Source organism: Aeromicrobium camelliae, from assembly GCF_003850045.1.
GTDB classification, from domain to species: domain Bacteria; phylum Actinomycetota; class Actinomycetes; order Propionibacteriales; family Nocardioidaceae; genus Aeromicrobium; species Aeromicrobium camelliae.
In genome coordinates, this window is record NZ_RQJX01000011.1 from 18,437 (window position 1) to 36,742 (window position 18,306).

At 69.3% G+C, this 18,306-nt stretch carries 17 protein-coding genes; 8 read left to right on the top strand and 9 right to left on the bottom strand.

Annotation, left to right across the window (positions count from 1 at the left end):
• Nucleotides 1-69: 69 nt before the first annotated feature.
• Nucleotides 70-957, bottom strand: a complete 888-nt coding sequence (locus EHW97_RS09100) for a tRNA (adenine-N1)-methyltransferase (RefSeq protein WP_124236858.1) — start codon at nucleotides 955-957, stop codon at nucleotides 70-72.
• Nucleotides 954-1,889 carry a site-2 protease family protein gene (locus EHW97_RS09105; protein ID WP_124236859.1) on the bottom strand — a complete coding sequence of 312 codons (936 nt, stop codon included), beginning with the start codon at nucleotides 1,887-1,889 and terminating at the stop codon, nucleotides 954-956. The genes EHW97_RS09100 and EHW97_RS09105 overlap by 4 nt, the downstream gene beginning before the upstream one ends.
• 62 nt (nucleotides 1,890-1,951) lie before the next feature.
• Here EHW97_RS09105 and EHW97_RS09110 point away from each other — a divergent pair, with 62 nt between their 5' ends.
• Nucleotides 1,952-2,818 (top strand): RecB family exonuclease, encoded by an 867-nt coding sequence (locus EHW97_RS09110; protein ID WP_124236860.1) that lies wholly within the window; start codon nucleotides 1,952-1,954, stop codon nucleotides 2,816-2,818.
• On the opposite strand, the gene EHW97_RS09115 is transcribed toward EHW97_RS09110, so the two are convergent.
• Nucleotides 2,776-3,423, bottom strand: a complete 648-nt coding sequence (locus EHW97_RS09115; RefSeq protein WP_124236861.1) for an HAD family hydrolase — start codon at nucleotides 3,421-3,423, stop codon at nucleotides 2,776-2,778. The genes EHW97_RS09110 and EHW97_RS09115 overlap by 43 nt on opposite strands.
• Nucleotides 3,424-3,593: 170 nt before the next feature.
• On the opposite strand from EHW97_RS09115, the gene metH reads away from it, so the two are divergent.
• Nucleotides 3,594-7,271 (top strand): methionine synthase, encoded by a 3,678-nt coding sequence (metH, locus tag EHW97_RS09120; protein ID WP_124236940.1) that lies wholly within the window; start codon nucleotides 3,594-3,596, stop codon nucleotides 7,269-7,271.
• 9 nt (nucleotides 7,272-7,280) lie between these two features.
• Nucleotides 7,281-8,138, top strand: coding sequence for a PAC2 family protein (locus EHW97_RS09125; RefSeq protein WP_243696369.1), 858 nt, complete (start codon nucleotides 7,281-7,283; stop codon nucleotides 8,136-8,138).
• 6 nt (nucleotides 8,139-8,144) lie between these two features.
• On the opposite strand, the gene mshC is transcribed toward EHW97_RS09125, so the two are convergent.
• Nucleotides 8,145-9,371 carry a cysteine--1-D-myo-inosityl 2-amino-2-deoxy-alpha-D-glucopyranoside ligase gene (gene mshC, locus EHW97_RS09130; protein WP_124236862.1) on the bottom strand — a complete coding sequence of 409 codons (1,227 nt, stop codon included), beginning with the start codon at nucleotides 9,369-9,371 and terminating at the stop codon, nucleotides 8,145-8,147.
• Nucleotides 9,372-9,400: 29 nt separating this feature from the next.
• Here mshC and corA point away from each other — a divergent pair, with 29 nt between their 5' ends.
• Nucleotides 9,401-10,369: a magnesium/cobalt transporter CorA gene (corA, locus tag EHW97_RS09135; protein WP_124236863.1), complete on the top strand. Its 969-nt coding sequence runs from the start codon at nucleotides 9,401-9,403 to the stop codon at nucleotides 10,367-10,369.
• On the opposite strand, the gene bluB is transcribed toward corA, so the two are convergent.
• On the bottom strand, nucleotides 10,347-11,006 hold the full coding sequence (gene bluB / locus EHW97_RS09140) for a 5,6-dimethylbenzimidazole synthase (RefSeq protein WP_124236864.1): 660 nt from the start codon (nucleotides 11,004-11,006) through the stop codon (nucleotides 10,347-10,349). The genes corA and bluB overlap by 23 nt on opposite strands.
• A complete protein-coding gene (locus tag EHW97_RS09145) occupies nucleotides 11,003-11,836 on the bottom strand; it encodes an undecaprenyl-diphosphate phosphatase (protein ID WP_124236865.1) in 834 nt (277 codons plus the stop codon). Before EHW97_RS09145 ends, bluB begins: the two co-directional genes overlap by 4 nt.
• A 48-nt stretch (nucleotides 11,837-11,884) precedes the next feature.
• Between EHW97_RS09145 and EHW97_RS09150 the strand changes: the two genes are divergently transcribed.
• Both EHW97_RS09150 and EHW97_RS09155 read left to right on the top strand, forming a co-directional pair.
• A complete protein-coding gene (locus tag EHW97_RS09150) occupies nucleotides 11,885-12,826 on the top strand; it encodes an aldo/keto reductase (RefSeq protein ID WP_124236866.1) in 942 nt (313 codons plus the stop codon).
• Nucleotides 12,827-12,834: 8 nt separating this feature from the next.
• Nucleotides 12,835-13,020 carry a DUF5703 family protein gene (locus tag EHW97_RS09155; RefSeq protein WP_124236867.1) on the top strand — a complete coding sequence of 62 codons (186 nt, stop codon included), beginning with the start codon at nucleotides 12,835-12,837 and terminating at the stop codon, nucleotides 13,018-13,020.
• Between the two features lie 62 nt (nucleotides 13,021-13,082).
• Here the strand turns inward: EHW97_RS09155 and EHW97_RS09160 are convergent, their stop codons facing one another.
• Nucleotides 13,083-14,375, bottom strand: a complete 1,293-nt coding sequence (locus EHW97_RS09160; protein ID WP_124236868.1) for a M20/M25/M40 family metallo-hydrolase — start codon at nucleotides 14,373-14,375, stop codon at nucleotides 13,083-13,085.
• Nucleotides 14,376-14,400: 25 nt separating this feature from the next.
• Nucleotides 14,401-14,781 carry an SRPBCC family protein gene (locus EHW97_RS09165; protein ID WP_124236869.1) on the bottom strand — a complete coding sequence of 127 codons (381 nt, stop codon included), beginning with the start codon at nucleotides 14,779-14,781 and terminating at the stop codon, nucleotides 14,401-14,403.
• A 17-nt stretch (nucleotides 14,782-14,798) separates the two neighbouring features.
• Between EHW97_RS09165 and EHW97_RS09170 the strand changes: the two genes are divergently transcribed.
• The gene (locus EHW97_RS09170; protein WP_166367461.1) at nucleotides 14,799-15,677 is read left to right on the top strand and encodes an AAA family ATPase; all 879 of its coding nucleotides are present in this window, start codon (nucleotides 14,799-14,801) and stop codon (nucleotides 15,675-15,677) included.
• Nucleotides 15,674-17,050: a VWA domain-containing protein gene (locus tag EHW97_RS09175; protein ID WP_124236870.1), complete on the top strand. Its 1,377-nt coding sequence runs from the start codon at nucleotides 15,674-15,676 to the stop codon at nucleotides 17,048-17,050. The genes EHW97_RS09170 and EHW97_RS09175 overlap by 4 nt, the downstream gene beginning before the upstream one ends.
• 3 nt (nucleotides 17,051-17,053) lie before the next feature.
• Here the strand turns inward: EHW97_RS09175 and EHW97_RS09180 are convergent, their stop codons facing one another.
• Nucleotides 17,054-18,049, bottom strand: a complete 996-nt coding sequence (locus EHW97_RS09180; protein WP_166367462.1) for a M23 family metallopeptidase — start codon at nucleotides 18,047-18,049, stop codon at nucleotides 17,054-17,056.
• Nucleotides 18,050-18,306: the final 257 nt, after the last annotated feature.

Genomic DNA, 18,306 nt, shown 5'->3' on the forward strand with positions numbered 1-18,306 from the left:
GTGAAGGCCATCTGATCGTATGGGCGTTGCGAGTGTGTTGCCGTCTCGTGCAGCGGGCGGTCTCGCGCGTCAGTCGTCGAGGTCGATCGGACGCGGACCGAGGTAATCGGGGCCGTAGGCACCGGGCGCGGGACGCCGGGACTTACCGAGCGAACGATGCCCGGGAGCCATGCGACGGGCGGTGACGAGGAAGGCGGTGTGGCCGTTCATCTTGTGGTCCGGCCGGACTGCCAGCCCCTCCAGGTGCCAGTCCCGCACGAGCGTCTCCCAGGCGTGCGGTTCGGTGAAGCCGCCGTCCGCGCGCAGCGTCTCGACGAAGCGCGACAGCTGCGTCGTCGTGGCGACGTACGCGCACACGATCCCCCCGGGGACGAGCCGCTCGGCGGCCAGCGGAACGCACGTCCACGGGTCGACCATGTCGAGGATGAGCCGGTCGATCTCCGACTCGGTCATCGCGACGCGTACGTCGCCCACGGTGAGGGTCCACCCCGCCGGGTCCTCACCCATGACCTGCTCGACGTTGCGCCGCGCGGTCTCGGCGAAGTCCTCACGCAGCTCATACGAACCGACGTGGCCGTCGGGTCCGACGGCCCGCAGCAGGTACGTGGTGAGGCTTCCGGAGCCGGCGCCGGCCTCGACCACGCGAGCCCCCGGGAAGATGTCGGCCATCGCCAGGATCTGGGCCGCATCCTTGGGATAGATGATGGCCGCGCCCCTCGGCATCGAGACGACGTACTCGAACAGCAGCGGACGGAAGACCTGGTAGGGGTGGCCGAGCGACGTCTCGACGACGATCCCCTCGGGATGGCCGATGATGTCGTCGTGGCGGATCTGACCCTTCTTGGTCGAGAACTCCTTGCCCGGGACGAGCGCGATATTGTGACGCCGCCCCTTCGGATCGGTCAGGCGCACCCAGTCACCCTCGACGAACGGCCCACTGCGACGGGGCGTACTCACCGGCTCTCCTCTCGATAGGCGCGGTCGACGGCGGACGCGTCGAGCCGACCGACGACGGTACCGTCCGGCTCGACGAGCGCGTAGACGTGGGCCGGGTGCTCGACCATCGCGACCAGCAGGCGCCGCCCGCGCAGCTCCGCCGGCAGCTGCGGCGCGTCCGGGGGCGGCGGCGCGCTGCGGTCGACGAGTTCGCGCGCGACGATCCGGTCCACGCGGGCCAGGCGCCGCCCGTGGACGAGAGCCGCACTCGATCCCTGCCAGAGGAAGAGGGCGACGACGGCGAAGAGCAGCGAGCGGGTCAGCGAGACGGGCTGGTCGAGGTCGGCGGCGACGATCGCCCAGACGACGAGTGCCACGGCCGCGAGCCGACCCAGCCACGCGGCGGCGATGACGCCGGTGGACTCGTTGCCGGTGAGGCCCCAGATGAGCGCGCGGAACACGCGGCCGCCATCGAGCGGGAGGCCGGGGAGCATGTTGAAGCCCGCCACGAGCACGTTGATGAAGCCGACCGACCACAACACGGCGTAGGTCAGGCCCGGCGGAAGCTGCAGAGCGGTCCACCAGGCGGCGAACCCGATGCCGAGCGACGTGAGCGGTCCGACCACGGCGATGACGAACTCCTGCAGGGGCCGGCGCGACTCGCCTTCCAGGTGGGTCTCACCACCGAGGAGGTGGAGCGTCACCGAGGGCACGCGCATCCCGAACGCACGCGCTGCGACGACGTGGGCGACCTCGTGCACGAGGATCGAGGCGTACAGGGCGACGACGAACACCGCGGCGATGGCGTAGGGGTTGCCGCCGAGCCGGTCGAACTGCGGTGCGAAGACCAGCACGAGGACGAGCCCCATCGCCAGGAGCGAGGGACGGATCAGCAGCTCGGCGCCCGCAACGCGACCGATACGCCAGGTGCCTGCAGGTCGACGCGCGTTCACGGACCCAACCTACCCGCCGTGCCTGCGCCGGATTGTCGGTGGCGACGCCTACGGTGGAGGTCATGACGCAGGTCGATCTCGAGACGCCGGTGACGCTCAAGCGCTCGCTCTCGCCGAGCCGCGCGAGCGACTTCACCACCTGTCCCCTGCTCTACCGTTTCCGCACGATCGATCGCCTTCCCGAACCTCCGGACCCGGTGGCGGCCCGCGGAACCCTCGTGCACGCCGTCCTGGAGCGCCTCTTCGACGCCCCGGCGGCCGAACGCACTCTCGACCATGCGGCCTCGCTGCTGCCGAGCGAGTGGGACGCCCTCCGCGAGGAGGATCCCCGTCTCGCCGAGCTCTTCGCGTCCGGCGAGGACGCCGCGGCGCAGGCCGGTTGGCTCGCCTCGGCCACCGATCTGCTCGGCTCGTACTTCGCGATCGAGGACCCGCGGTTCCTCGAGCCCGCGGCGCGCGAGGAACGTCTCGAACTCGCCCACGACGCCGGAGTGACGCTCACCGGCATCGTCGATCGCATCGACGTGTCCCCCGAGGGACTCGTCCGGGTGGTCGACTACAAGACCGGCAAGGCGCCCGGTCCGTTGTTCGAGGACAAGGCCCTCGCCCAGCTCAAGTTCTACGCCCTCGTCATCTGGCGCACCCGCGGCGTGATTCCGACGCTGCTGCAGCTGTACTACCTCGCCGACCAGTCGGTGTTGTCGTACTCGCCGACCGAGCAGGACCTGCTGGTCACCGAACGCCGCCTGGCGGCGTTGTGGGCGGCGATCGCCGGCGCCGCCGAGCGCCGCGAGTTCGTCGCCAAGCCGGGTCCGCTGTGCCGGTTCTGCGCGCACCAGAAGCTCTGCCCGGAGTTCGGCGGGACCCCGCCGGAGCTGCCCGTGATTCAGCTCGTCGACGTCAACGCGCAGAGCCCCGAGGGCGTCTGATCCTCCAGCGTGCGAAGGATCGTCCGCCGCGCCGCCTCCGGAACCTTGACGGCGTGCGGTACCGCCACGACCCAGCAGCCGGCGGCGTTCGCCGAGGTCGCCCCGGTCTTGGAGTCCTCCACGGCGAGGCATCGCGCCGGGTCGACGCCGAGCTTCTCAGCCGCCACCAGGTAGGGCTGCGGGTGCGGCTTGGGATGCTCCACCGCGTCGCCCGTCACGACCACGTCGAAGTCCAGGGCGTCCGCGACGGGCGCGGCGACCGAGGCATAAGACATCGTCACCAGGGCCTGCGGGACCCCCGCGTCGGCGAAGGCGTGGACGAGTTCGCGTGCGCCGGGCCGCCACGGCAGGTCGCCCTGCAGTTTGAGAGAGACCCGCTCGATCATGTAGTCGACGATCTGCGCCGCCGTCATCGAGGAGTCGAGGCGCCGCCGGATATAGGCGCCGGCCTCGAGCAGGCCGCTCCCCACCAGGGCGAGGCTGTCCTCCTCGGTCCACGGCTTGTCATGTGCGGCGGCCAGTTCATGCTCGCTCGCGATCCAGAACGGCTCGGTGTCGACGAGAGTTCCGTCCATGTCCCAGAGCACGGCGTCGGGAAGAGTCACGCATCCACAGTAGACTCGTCCCAGCGTTCGATCGTTCGCGGTAGCCGAGGCGAGCCCGCCGTAGGCTGGAAACTCCAGCAACTACATGTCGAGGTGTGCTCAACGTGCCCGTGACTTCCCCGGTCTTTATCCATCATCGTCCCGACGCCACCGAGGCGCTCCGTGCCCTCATGGCCGAGCGCATCCTCGTGCTCGACGGCGCGATGGGTACCGCCATCCAGCGGGATCGGCCGGACGAGGAGGGTTACCGCGGTGAGCGCTTCGCGGAGTGGTCGTGTGACGTCGGCGGCAACAACGACCTGCTGACGCTCACCCAGCCCGAGATCATCGCAGGCATCCACCGTGAGTACCTCGAGGCCGGCGCCGACCTCATCGAGACCAACACGTTCAGCGCCAACGCGATCTCGCTGCGCGATTACGACATGGTCGACCTCGCCTACGAGCTCAACTACGAGTCGGCGCGCCTCGCCCGGCGTGAGGCCGACGCGATGACCGAGCGCACGCCGGATCGTCCCCGGTTCGTGGCCGGCGCCCTCGGCCCCACGACGCGCACGGCCTCGATCTCGCCCGACGTCAACGACCCCGGGGCGCGCAACGTCAGCTTCGACGAGCTCGTCGAGGCCTACAGCACGGCCGCGCGCGGCCTCGTCGACGGCGGCGCAGATCTGCTCTTCGTCGAGACGATCTTCGACACGCTCAACGCGAAAGCCGCGATCTTCGCACTGGAGACGCTCTTCGAGGAGCAAGGACGCCGCTGGCCCGTCGTCATCTCCGGCACGATCACCGACGCCTCCGGCCGTACGCTCTCGGGTCAGACGCCCGAGGCCTTCTGGAACTCCATCCGGCACGCTCAACCGCTGCTCGTCGGCCTGAACTGCGCGCTCGGCGCGGCGGAGATGCGCCCGTACATCGCGGAGCTGTCGCGCGTCGCCGACTGCTACGTGTCGTGCTACCCCAACGCGGGCCTGCCGAACGCCTTCGGCGAGTACGACGAGCTGCCCGCGCAGACCGCCGCGGTGGTCCGCGAATTCGCCGACAGCGGCTTCGTCAACGTCGTCGGCGGCTGCTGCGGCACGACACCCGACCACATCGCCCACATCGCCGGTGCCGTGGACGGGCTCACGCCGCGGGTGCCGTCGGAGCGACGCCCCGCTCTGCGCCTGGCCGGGCTCGAGCCGTTCGTCGTGGACGAGGATTCGCTCTTCGTCAACGTCGGCGAGCGCACCAACATCACCGGATCGGCCCGCTTCCGCCGGCTCATCAAGGACGGCGATTACGGCACCGCCCTCGAGGTCGCGCGCCAGCAGGTCGAGAACGGTGCCCAGGTCATCGACATCAACATGGACGAAGGGATGATCGACGGCGTCGCGGCGATGGACCGCTTCGGCAAGCTCGTCGCGTCCGAGCCTGACATCAGCCGCGTGCCGGTGATGGTCGACTCCTCGAAGTGGCACGTCATCGAGGCCGGCCTCAAGACGATCCAAGGCAAGCCGATCGTCAACTCGATCTCCCTCAAGGAGGGCGAGGAGAAGTTCATCCGCGAGGCTCGGCTGTGCCGGAAGTTCGGTGCCGCCGTCGTCGTGATGGCCTTCGACGAGGACGGTCAGGCCGACAACCTCGAACGCCGCAAGCAGATCTGTGAGCGCGCGTACCGGGTCCTCGTGGACGAGGTCGGTTTCCCGGCCGAGGACATCATCTTCGACCCCAACGTGTTCGCCGTGGCCACCGGCATCGAGGAGCACGCCAACTACGGTGTGGACTTCATCGAGGCGACCCGCTGGATCCGCGCCCATCTGCCGCACGCTCAGGTCTCCGGTGGTATCTCCAACGTCTCGTTCTCGTTCCGCGGCAATAACCCGGTGCGCGAGGCCATCCACGCGGTGTTCCTCTTCCACGCCATCGAGGCGGGTTTGAGCATGGGCATCGTCAACGCCGGTGCTCTCGTCCCCTACGACACCGTGGACACCGAGCTGCGCGATCGGATCGAGGACGTCATCCTCAATCGGCGCCCCGACGCCACGGAGCGGTTGCTCGAGATCGCCGCCGACTACGCGGGCAGCGGCGAGAAGGCGGAGGCCCAGACCGAGGCCTGGCGCGAGCTCCCCGTCTCCGAGCGGATCACGCACGCCCTCGTGAAGGGCATCGACGCCCACGTCGAGTCCGACACGGAGGAACTGCGTCTGGAGATCAAGGCGCGCGGCGGCAAGCCCATCGAGGTCATCGAAGGGCCGCTCATGGACGGCATGAACGTCGTCGGCGACCTCTTCGGCGCCGGCAAGATGTTCCTGCCCCAGGTGGTCAAGTCGGCCCGCGTCATGAAGAAGGCCGTGGCCTACCTCATCCCCTTCATCGAGAAGGAGCAGAGCGCCGAGGACGCCGGACGCACCAACGGCACCGTCGTCATGGCGACGGTCAAGGGCGACGTCCACGACATCGGCAAGAACATCGTCGGTGTCGTGCTGCAGTGCAACAACTACGAGGTCATCGACCTCGGCGTCATGGTCCCCGCGCAGAAGATCCTCGACGCGGCGCGCGAACACGACGCCGACATCATCGGCCTGTCAGGGCTCATCACCCCCTCCTTGGACGAGATGGAGGGGTTCGCCGCGGAGATGCAGCGCCAGGGCTTCGACATCCCGCTGCTCATCGGCGGCGCGACCACGTCGCGCGCCCACACGGCGGTCAAGGTCGCGCAGAAGTACGACGGTCCGGTCGTGTGGGTCAAGGACGCCTCACGGTCGGTTCCCGTCGTGGCCGCGCTGCTCTCGGACGAGCGGCGGCCGACCCTGCTCGCAGAGGTCGAGGCCGACTACGCCTCGCTGCGTGAACGTCACGCCGCCCGCCAGGACACCCGCCGCATCCTCCCGCTCGAGCAGGCTCGTCAGGACGCCAGCCCGATCGACTGGAGCGATTACACCCCTCCCGTACCGGCGCAACTCGGCGTCCACGTGCTCGAGGACTACCCGCTCGACGAGCTGCGCGAGTACATCGACTGGCAACCGTTCTTCAACGCCTGGGAGATGAAGGGCTCGTTCCCCGACATCCTCAACAACCCGGCGAGCGGTGAAGCGGCCCGAAAGCTCTGGGACGACGCGCAGCGCATGCTGGACCGGCTCATCGAGGAACGATGGCTGACCGCCAAGGGCGTCTACGGACTGTTCCCGGCCAACGGCGTCGGTGATTCGACGGAGGTCTACACCGACACCTCGCGTCAGGAGGTCCGCGCGACGCTGCACCACCTGCGACAGCAGACCGAGCATCGTGCGGGCGTCCCTCACCGTTCGCTCGCCGACTTCGTCGCGCCGCGCGAGACCGGGCTCGAGGACTATGTGGGGGCCTTCGCCGTGACGGCGGGACTCGGCAGCGTCGAGAAGGTCAAGGAGTTCAAAGAGGCGCTCGACGACTACAGCGCCATCCTCGTCGAGTCCCTCGCCGACCGCCTCGCGGAGGCCTTCGCCGAGCGCCTGCACGAACGCGTCCGCACGGAGTTCTGGGGGTACGCCCCCGACGAGAAGCTCACCAACACCGAGCTGATCAAGGAGCAGTACGACGGCATCCGGCCTGCCCCGGGCTACCCCGCGTGCCCAGAGCACACCGAGAAGCAGACGATCTGGCATCTGCTCGACGTCGAGACCGCCACTGGCATCGAGTTGACCGACAGCATGGCCATGTGGCCGGGCGCGTCGGTCAGCGGCTGGTACTTCTCGCATCCGCAGTCGCAGTACTTCGTCCTCGGTCGCGTGGGTCGTGACCAGGTGGAGGACTACGCGGCCCGCAAGGGGTGGACCGTGGCAGAGGCGGAGCGGTGGCTGGCTCCGAACCTCGGGTACCAGCCCGACGAGGACTAGGCTGACTGCGTGACCGAGATCTGGCCCTCCGAGGAGCTCATCGCCTCGCTGCGTCGTCCGTGGCTCGTGGCTGCCTTCGAAGGGTGGAACGACGCTGCCGACGCCGCCACCGGCACCATCGACCACCTCATCGAGGAGTGGGACGCCCAGGAGTTCGCCGAGTTCGACGCAGAGGATTTCTACGACTTCCAGGAGACTCGACCGGTCGTGCGCGGCGAGGACGAGGAGCGGCGCATCTTCTGGCCGACCCCCACGATCTACCTGGCCCGGCCGCCGCACGGGAATCGCGACGTGCTGCTCCTGCGGGCGATCGAACCGAACTACCGCTGGCGCACGTTCAGTCGTCACATCGTCGACCTTGCGGTCAGGGCCGGTGTGAGCGAGCTCGTGTGCCTGGGCGCACTTCTCGCCGACGCGCCGCACTCGCGTCCGGTGCCGGTCACCGGAAGTACGGACGACCCCGCCATGGGCCGACGGCTGTCGCTGCAGGCCTCGCGCTACAACGGGCCCATCGGCATCACGACCGTTCTCGCGGACACCGCGCAGGCGGCGGGCATCGCGTCCGCCTCGCTGTGGGCCGCGGTGCCGCACTACCTGGCCGACCCACCCTGCCCGAAGGCGACGTTCGCGCTCCTCGGGGCGCTCGAGGATGCGGTCGGGCAACCCCTGCCCGAAGGCTCGCTCAGCGAGCTCGCCGCGGCCTGGCAGCGGGGCGCCGACGACGTCACCTCTCAGGACGAGGAACTCGCCGAATACGTGCAGGCGCTCGAGCAGGAGCGCGATTCGGCGGGAGCGCCGGAGGCGTCCGGCGAGTCCATCGCTCGCGAGTTCGAGCGCTATCTGCGCCGACGCGACCTCGGCCAGTGACCAGCGTCAGCGCAGGCTGACGCCCAGCAGCGCGTCGACCGCGACGGCGACGTCGTCGGCGGCGTCGGGGTCCTCGCCCTCGCTCTGCGCCCACGTGTCGACCGCTGTGAGCGCACGTGGCGCGTCGAGGTCGTCGGCGAGCGCCTCACGCATCGAGGCGATGACCGGTGCTGCGCCCGGCGCGGCGTCCCGCGCGACGGCCGCGCGCCAGCGGGCGAGCCGCTGCTCGGCCTCATCGATCTCGTGGCCGAACCACTCCCAATCCTCGCGGTAGCGGTGGGACAGGAGCGCCAGCCGGATCGCCATGGGATCGCGGCCCTCGGCGCGCAGGCGCGATACGAGAACGAGATTTCCCTTGGACTTCGACATCTTCTCGCCCTCGTAGCCCACCATTCCCCCGTGGACGTAGAACCGCGCGAACGGGTGGCCGGTGGCGACGGCCGCCTCCGCGGCGCTCATCTCGTGGTGCGGGAAGACGAGATCGGATCCGCCGCCCTGCACGTCGAATGTCACGCCGAGGTGGTGCAGCGCGATCGCGGCGCACTCGATGTGCCAACCGGGCCGGCCGGGGCCGAGCTCGGACTCCCAGAACGGTTCGCCGGGCCTCGCCGCCTGCCACACCAGACAGTCGAGCGGATCACGCTTGCCCGGCCGATCGGGGTCGCCGCCGCGTTCGGCGAACAGCGTGCGCATCGTCGCGTCGTCGTAGTTGCCGACCTGGCCGAAAGCGGGATCGGCGTGGACGTCGAAGTACAGGTCGTCGTCGACCTCGTACACCGCTCCGGCCTTCTGCAGCTCCTGGATGCGCTCGATCACCAACGGGATGGACTCCACCGCTCCCGTGTAGTCGTCGGGCGCCAGAACGCGAAGCGCGGTCATGTCGTCGCGGAACAACTGGGTCTCGCGCTCGGCGAGCTCCCGCCAGTCGACGCCCGTCGCGGTCGCGCGGTCGAGCAGCGGGTCGTCGACGTCGGTGACGTTCTGGGTGTAATGCACGTCGAGGCCGCGATCGCGCCACACCCGCTGCAGCAGGTCGAAGGCGAGGTAGGTGTTCGCGTGGCCGAGATGAGTCGCGTCGTAGGGCGTGATGCCGCAGACGTAAAGGCGCGCCTCGCGCGGCGGGTCGATCGTCTGGAGCGTCCCCGTCGCGGTGTCGTGCACCCGTGCTGCGGGCCCGTGCCCATAACCTCGTGGTGCGAGCGACGGAACCTCAGGACGCGGCCAACTCTGCATGCGCCGAGCCTATCGGGCACCATAGCCGGATGATCATCGACTGCGCGGTCTACCGGGACGGCGCACGCCTCACGACGGTGCCGAAGGACGCATCGAGCGCGGATCTGTCGCGCACGGTCGCGGCGCTCACCGATAAGGAGTTCATCTGGATCGGTATCAGTGATCCGAACCCACCCGAACTCGAGACGATCGGCGCGGCGTTGCGACTCCATCCGTTGGCGGTCGAGGACATGCTCGAGCCGCACCAGCGTCCGAAGGTAGAGCGCTACCGCGACTACGTCCTCGTTTCCCTGCGCGCCGTCCATTACGCCGACGACGACGTCACCACGTCCGAGGTCAACGTGTGCCTCGGCGCCCGGTTCGTGGTGACAGTGCGCCGCGGAGAAGGGTCGATCGCTCACGCTCGTGCCCAGCTGGAGGCTGACCCTGAGCGTCTAGCGCACGGCCCGATCGCCGCGCTGCACGCGGTGCTCGACCTCCTGGTCGACGGCTACGACCAGGTGGCCGCCGAGCTCGAGAACGATGTCGTGGAAGTCGAGGAGTCGGTCTTCTCTGAGGCCCGGACCAAGGACTCCCCGCGGATCTACCGGCTCAAACGCGAGACGCTCGAGTTCCGCAGAGCCGTCGCGCCACTGAAGGACCCGATCACGCGCTTGTCGGAGGCCGTGCTGCCGGAGCCGGCGCGCCCGTACATCCGCGACGTCGCCGACCATCTGTCCCGCGCGATGGAGACGATCGAGACCATCGACAGCCTGCTGGACAACGCCCTGGCGGCTCACCTGGCTCAGCTGAGCGTGCGGCAGAACGAGGACATGCGCAAGCTCACCGCCGGCGCCACGATCTTCGCAGTCCCCACCGCCATCGCCGGGATCTACGGGATGAACTTCCGCTACATGCCCGAACTCGACTGGCACTTCGGTTACCCGCTCGTGCTCGCCGTGATGGGCGGGTTGTGCGCCTACATCTACTACCGGTTCAAGCGGTCGGGCTGGTTGTAGGCCAGCGGTTCTCCGCGATGAGCTCAGAGAGCGGCCGGGCGGTGGTCCAGCCGGCGTCCTCGAGCATCGGCCGCGGATAGAACTCCTCGACCGGGCCGAGGCACAGCACGGCGATCGGCTCGGCGCCGTCGGGAAAGCCCAGCAAGGCGGCGAGGTCGTCGGGCTCGAACAACGAGACCCAGCCCATGCCGAGGCCCTCCGCGCGCGCGGCCAGCCAGAGGTTCTGGATCGCACACGACGCCGAGGCCAGATCCATGTGCGGCATCGTGCGGCGACCGAAGACGTGTCGCTCTCGATCCTCGGTCAGGGCCACCACGAGCAGTTCGGCGCAGTCGGTCACCCCCTCGACCTTCAGTCGAGCGAACTCCGCGCCGCGCTCCCCCAGCGCCTCCGCCGTCCGCTCCGTCTCGGCGCGCACCAGGTCATGGATGCGCGACCGGAGCTCGGCGTCGGTGATGCGGACGAACCGCCAAGGCTGCATCAGCCCGACGCTCGGCGCCTGGTGTGCTGCCGCCAGGACACGCTGGAGCACGTCCGCAGGGACCTCGCCGCCGCAGAAATGCCGCATGTCCCGGCGCTCGGCGATCGCCCGGTAGACCGCCGCGCGCTGTGCGGGGGGAAAGGCGTGCGTGCTCACGCCGCGACGGTCGCGCTCAAGGCGCCGGTCGACAGCAGGACGATCACCACGATGCCCAACACGATGCGGTAGGCGACGAACGGCGCGTACGAGCGGGTGCTGACGTACCGCAGCAGCCAGTGGATCACCGCCAGGCCCACGACGAACGCGACGACGGTGCCGACGATCGTGGGCATGGTGCCGTAGGCGTTCTCGCCGCCGGGGATGTCCTTGAGCTTGTAGACACCCGCGCCGACGACCGCTGGAATCGCGAGCAGGAAGGCGTAGCGCGTGGCGGCCTGCCGCTCGTATCCGAGGAACAGCCCCATCGAGATGGTGGCACCTGAGCGCGACACCCCCGGCACGATCGCCGCCGCCTGGGCCATGCCGAAGAGCACCGCGTGGCGCGGGGTGAGCTGGTCGATCGCTCGGTTCTTCCGGCCGAACCGTTCGGCGAGGCCGAGCACGACGCCGAGCACGATGAGCGTCGTCGCGATGACCCACAAGCTGCGGAACTCGCGGTCGATGAGGTCTTCGAGCAGGAGTCCGAGGATCACGATGGGCAGCGAGCCGATGATGATGAACCAGCCCGTGCGCCACGGAGGCTCGCGCCGCGCGTCGGCGGAGAACAGCCCGCGGACCCAGCCCGAGCCGATCGTCCAGATGTCTCGCCAGAAATAGAGGACGACCGCCAGCTCGGTGCCGATCTGGACCACCGCCGTGTACGCGGCACCCGGATCCCCCCAACCGAACAGCTGGGGGAAGATCGCCAGGTGCGCGCTGCTGGAGATCGGAAGGAACTCGGTCAGGCCCTGCAAGAGACCCAGGACGACAGAACGCAGCAGATCCACCGTGCGAGCCTACACGCGCGCTGAGGCGCGACTGGCTACCCTGCTGCCATGTTGTCGCGTCGCCTTGGCGGTTCTGGCCTGGAGGTCTCGCGCCTGGGCTTGGGGACGATGACGTGGGGCACCGTCGTCGACGAGTACGGCGCCGAGGACCAACTCACCACGTTCCTCGACGCGGGCGGCACGCTCCTGGACACCGCGCCCATCTACGGCGAGGGACGCACCGAGGAACTCGTCGGAAGGTTGCTGTCCAAGCACGGCGTCCGTGATCGGCTGGTCCTGGCGGGCAAGGCCGGCCTGGTCCACCGTGACGACCAGGTCGTGCGGGACTCGTCGCGGCGCACGCTGCTGGCGCAACTCGATCGGTCGCTCCGTGACCTCGGCACCGATCACCTCGACCTCTGGCAGATCCATCGCTTCGACACCCGGACCCCGCTCGACGAGGCGGTCGCGACGCTCGACGAGGCGGTCCGGTCCGGTCGAGTGCGGTATGCGGGCATCAGCAATTTCACGGGGTGGCAGGCCTCGCTCGCCCATGCTCGCTTCGACGCACGCGGCACCGGCGTTCCCCTGGTGAGCACGCAGATCGAGTATTCGCTGCTCCATCGTGAGCCGGAGAACGACGCGATCGCTGCCGCGGACTACCTGGGCATGAGCGTCCTTGCGTGGTCGCCGTTGGGTCGCGGTGTCCTCACGGGCAAGTACCGGGCTGGCATCCCTGGAGATTCGCGCGGCGCCGACGCACACTGGGAGGCGTTCGTGCATACCTATCTGACTCCCGAGAAGTCCCGGATCGTCGAGGCCGTCGCCAAGGCCTCGGACGGACTCGGCGTACCGCTGACCCACACTGCCCTGGCGTGGGTCCGCGACCGTCCAGCCGTGGGCGCCGTCATCGTGGGCGCGCGCACGGTCGCGCAGCTTCAGGAGAGCCTCGCGTCCGAACACCTGACCCTTCCCGCACAAATCGCCGACGCGCTGTCGGACGTCTCGTGAGGAGCCCCATGGTCGAATACGAGTTCTGGGACCTGCCCATCTCTCGTTCGCAGTCGCGCCAAGCCGTCTGTCGGCTTCTGACCGACGCGGCGGAGTTCCAGGGCTGGGAGCTGGACCGGCTTCGCAAGGACCGCAGCGGCCAGGGCACCGTCCGTCTGCGCCGCAAGATCATCCGCATGCGCGCCACCTACTGACGACGCCCCGGCACCGCTCAGCGGGTCGGGGCGCGGTCCCACTCACCTCCCCCGTGCGCGCCTCAGGCGAGGTCGAGGAAGGTGTCGAACACCCGCGAGCCGAACTCGAGAGCGTCGACGGGGACGCGCTCGTCGACGCCGTGGAAGAGCGCCGTGAAGTCCAGGTCGCCCGGCAGCCGCAGCGGCGTGAAGCCGTACGAGGTGATGCCGAGCTTGTCCCAGGACTTGGCGTCGGTGCCGCCGGACATGAGGAACGGGGCGATGTGCGCCTCCGGGTCGTGCCGATGCAACGAGACCGTCATGGCGTCGACGAGGTCGCCCTCGAAGGGGTACTCCAGGGCGCGATCGACGATGTGCGGTTCGACCCGGATCTTGTCACCGACGATCTCCTGAACCACCGGGAGGAACGTCTCGGCGTGCCCGGGAAGGTAGCGGCCGTCGACGTAGGCGACAGCCTCCCCCGGCACCACGTTGTGCTTGTAGCCAGCCTGCAGCATCGTCGCGTTGGTGCTGTTGCGCAGTCCTGAACCGATCATCCGCACGGCCGGCCCGAAGTGTTCGATCAACTCCGAGGGGCTGCCATCGGCGCCGGTCAGTTCCCTGACCTTGGCCAGCAAGGCCTGCATCGACGGACCCGGTTCCTCAGGCCACACGTGCTCGCCCAAGGCGGTGAGGCCACGGGCGAGATTGACCACCGGGTTGTCGTCGTTGCGCATCGACCCGTGGCCCGCCGTGCCGTGGGCGCTCAGGCGCATCCAGGCGATGCCCTTCTCGCCCGATTCGATGAGGTAGAGGCGCTGGCCGCCGATCTCGGTCGAGAAACCCCCGACCTCGCCGATGGCCTCGGTGTACCCCTCGAACCACTCCGGATGGTGTTCGACGAGCCACTGCGCACCCTTGACGCCGCCCGCCTCCTCGTCGGCCGTGAAGACCAGCAGGATCGGCCGGTCCGGGATCTGACCCGCGGCCTGCCGCGCGCGGACGACCGAGAGGAGCATCGCGTCGAAGTCCTTCATGTCGACCGCGCCGCGACCGTAGAGGTAGCCGTCGACCACCTCGGCGGCGAACGGATCGACCGACCAGTCGGCCGCCTGCGCCGGGACGACGTCCAGATGCCCGTGGATCACGAGGCCGGGCCGCGGGGAGTCCTGGTTGCCCCACCGGGCGAGCACGGATGCGCGGCCCGGTTCCGACTCGTAGATCTGGGAGTCGATCCCTACCTCGGCGAGGGCCGCCGCCACATACTCGGCGGCGGCACGCTCCCCCGGCCCGGAATCGTCGCCGAAGTTGGACGTGTCGATACGGATCAGATCGCGGCAGATCTGCAGTGTCTCGGCCTCAGGCAGGTACCCCATGCCCCGATCGTACGGGCCGGGCAGGTCACTCCAACAACTGCGCGAGCGTCCTGCGGACCATCCAGCGGGCGGCCGGCGCGACGACGGCGTCGGGGATACCGACGAACGACATCTCCTCCTGCCACGTCACGACGCTTCCGTCGCCGTCGGGCTCGACCTCGATGATGGCCCAGCCGCTGACCACCTGCCCCTCCTTGACGATCTGCACGCACCGCGGCGGGTCGGAGCGGATGATGCGCATGGGGTCGTCGAAGGCGAGCGGGCCGACGCCTGTGCGGGCCACGAAGCCCTCCGGACGACGCCGGATCTGCGTGAAAGGGACACGATGACGCTCCCACGTCGTCACCCGGTCAAAGGCCTCGGCAGCCGGGTACGTCGTGTGCATCGTCGCCTCGACGTACACCATGGGTCTAGATTGACGCCATGACGCGCACGATGCACTTCGAATCGGTGGCCGACGTGAAGTCGAAGCTGGCCGATGTCGGCTACCTCGCCTCCGACGCCGTCGCGACGACGGTCTTCCTCGCCAGTGAGCTCGGCAAGCCGCTGCTCGTCGAGGGACCTGCCGGCGTCGGCAAGACGGAACTCTCCCGGGCCGTCGCGGCCGCGTGTGGCGCGGAGCTCGTGCGCCTGCAGTGCTACGAGGGCGTCGACGAGGCGCGGGCGCTGTACGAGTGGAATCACGCCAAGCAGCTGCTGCGCATCAGCGCCGCCCGCGGCGAGGAGACCTGGGACGAGGCCAGGTCCGATGTCTTCAGCGAGGAGTTCCTCCTTCCCCGCCCCCTCCTGACCGCGATCCGCAACGAGGGTCCCACCGTGCTGCTGATCGACGAGACCGACAAGGCGGACGTGGAGATCGAGGGGCTACTGCTGGAGGTCCTCGGGGACTTCCAGGTGACGGTCCCCGAACTCGGCACCATCACCGCGACGCAGCGGCCGTTCGTGGTGCTGACGTCGAACGCCACGCGCGAGCTGAGCGAGGCGCTGCGGCGGCGGTGTCTGTTCCTGCACATCGACTTCCCCTCACCCGAGCTCGAGCGCGACATCGTCGCGCTGAAGGTCCCGGATCTCGACTCAGCACTCGGCGATTCGGTCGTGCGGGTGGTCAGCGCACTGCGATCGGCCGGTCTGCGCAAGGCGCCCTCCGTCGCCGAGACGCTGGACTGGGCGCGCACGCTGGTGGCGCTCGGCGCGTCGGTGCTCACCGACGAGGTCGTCGAGGAGAGCCTCGGCGTGGTCCTCAAGCATCAGGACGACATCGACAAGGCACGCGCGACACTGAATCTCAGCGAGTTGGTATGACCACGCAGGTCGCCGAACGGCTGGTCGAGTTCGTCGAGGCGCTACGCCTCAAGGGGATCAACGCCGGCCCGAGCGAGACCATCGACGCCGCCGCTGCGGTGCAGGTGCTGGGGTTCGACGATCGCGACGTCCTGCGCGAAGGCCTCGCGGCGGCACTCGTGCGCCGGGACGGACAGCGCGACGTGTTCGATATGACCTTCGACGTCTTCTTCCCCGCCGGTATCGGCACCCCGACCTCGGCGGAGGCAGCCGACGGTGACCTGGACACCGAACAGCTGCGCGCACTCCTGGCCATGGCGCTCGCCGACAACGACGGCCGAGCGCTGGCGCAGGTCGCTGAGGTGGCCGTCGACGCCCTCGGACCGGTCGGTCAGCCGGGTACGGGTACACACGGCTGGTCGGCGTACCAGACGCTCGAACGACTGCGGCCGCAGACCGTCGTCGCCCAGGCACTCGCGATGCGCGGTGGCGGATCCGGAGGCGGACAGGGTCACTCCGGCCAGTTCACCGACCGGCTCGAACGTGAGGAGATCCGACGGAGCGTCGCCCGGTTCCGGGATCTCGTCGCTGCCGAGGCGCGACGGCGCACTGCGGAGGTTCGCGGCCGTCAGATCGTCGCACGGCACGTCGTCACCCAGAGCACGGACCGCGTCGACTTCCTCAGCGCCAACGCCCACCAACTGTCGGAGCTCCGGCGGACGGTGCAACCCCTCGCCCGCAAGCTCGCGACCCGGCTCGCCGCCCGCCGGCGACGTCGTCGCCGCGGCCAGATCGACATCCGGCGGACGTTGCGCAGCGCCATGAGCACGGGCGGCGTCCCGGTCAAACCGGTGTATGCGGCGCCGCGTCCGTCGCGCCCCGAACTCGTGCTGCTGTGCGACGTGTCCGGGTCGGTCGCCGGCTTCTCGCAGTTCACGATGCTGCTGGTGAAGGCGCTGAGCGACCAGTTCAGCAAGATCCGGGTGTTCGCGTTCGTCAACGCGATGGATGAGGTCAGCTCGTTGGTCAAGGACGCCGACGGCGACCTCATCAGCCGGATTCAGTCAGATGCCCGCATCACGAAATGGCACACGAGCAGCGACTATGGCGAGGCGTTCGGCGACTTCGTGGAGGACCACCTCGACGCGGTCGGACCACGGACGGCGGTCATCGTGCTCGGCGACGCGCGCAACAACAACCAGCACCCGCGCTTCGAGGCGCTGCGGCGGATCGCGGAGCGTTCTCGGCGCACCTACTGGCTGAACCCCGAGCACGGCTCACGCTGGGGCCTCGGTGACTCCGAGGCGCTCGCCTACGCCGAGATCGTGCCGATGTACGAGTGCTGCAACGTCGAGCAGCTCAGCAGTTTTGTGGGACGCATCCTGCCGGTGTGAGGCTCAGGGCTTGAGCCCGTGCTCGGCCATGATCGGCAGCGGATCGACCGGGTCGGCGTTCTTCCCCGGACGCACCTCGAGATGCAAGTGCGGTCCGGTGACGTTGCCGGTAGCACCGACGGCGCCGATCCGATCCCCCTTGCGCACCATCTGTCCGGCCTCGACATCGATGCGTGACTGGTGTGCGTACCAGAGCTCGGTGCCATCGGCGAGCCGCAGGACCGTGCGGTTGCCGTAGGCCCCGGCGTAACTCGTGGACACCACGACCGCGTCCTGCATGGCGACCAGCGGAGTCCCAGTGGGCGCGGAGAGATCGATGCCGGTGTGCCGGCCGCTCGACCAGAGACTGCCCGCCTGGCCGAAACGCGCCGACAGCCGGTACTTCGACAGGGGCATGACCCACTCGTTCGCGCGACGCGCCTCCTCGGCAGCGCGCGCCTCCTCCTCCGCCTTGAGCTCGGCGACGCGCTGCTCCACGAGTGCGGCGATCCGCGCCTGTTCGGCGGCGAACGCCTCCTGCTGAGCTGCGACGTCGGGAAGCATCGGCGGCAACACGGCCGACGCCAGGCTGGCCAGGCCCGGTGCAGCCGGTTCCTCGGCCTGCGACTGCGCCTGCAATTGGGCCGCGAGCGGACTCGTGTCGCTGGTCAGGGGCGTGGGATCGGGCGCTGCGACCGAACCCGCGGGAGATTCGTGCGGCGCTTCCACGGGCGTGTCCGGCGGTGCCTCCGCCGGATCGGCGGCAGACGCGTCGGCGGATCGCTGCTCGGGCGCCTGCGTGGAGGACGTGGGGGGCTCCGGAGCCGCCGGCTCGAGACTGACCGACTCCGATCCGTCGAGGGCCGGGTCGAGCGTCCGGCGCGCGTCAGGGGAAGCAGCGGTGAACTCATCGGTGACGAGCGCCGTGTCCTGAGGTCCGGCCTGACGCGCGTCGCCGGTGAGAGCGACGCCGCCTCCCGCCACTGCGAGGCTCAAGACGCCGGCCAGAAGCGGCGACACCACTGGGGCGCGGCGACGCTTGCGACGGCGGGATCCACCGGGGACGCGGGTCGACGACGGACTCGTCGATCGGTGCGTACCAGCAGAACTCATCAATGGCCTCAAGACAAGGGGGTCGGGGTCGTGTACATGGTAGCGGCCCGAGGGTGGAGCGAGGGCGATTTTCCCCAGGAGTCGGATGAACATCCGAACCGTGGCGACCAACGCCTCCGGGCGGCGAAGGTCCATTCGAGATGCGGGCCGTGCCGAACCCTGCC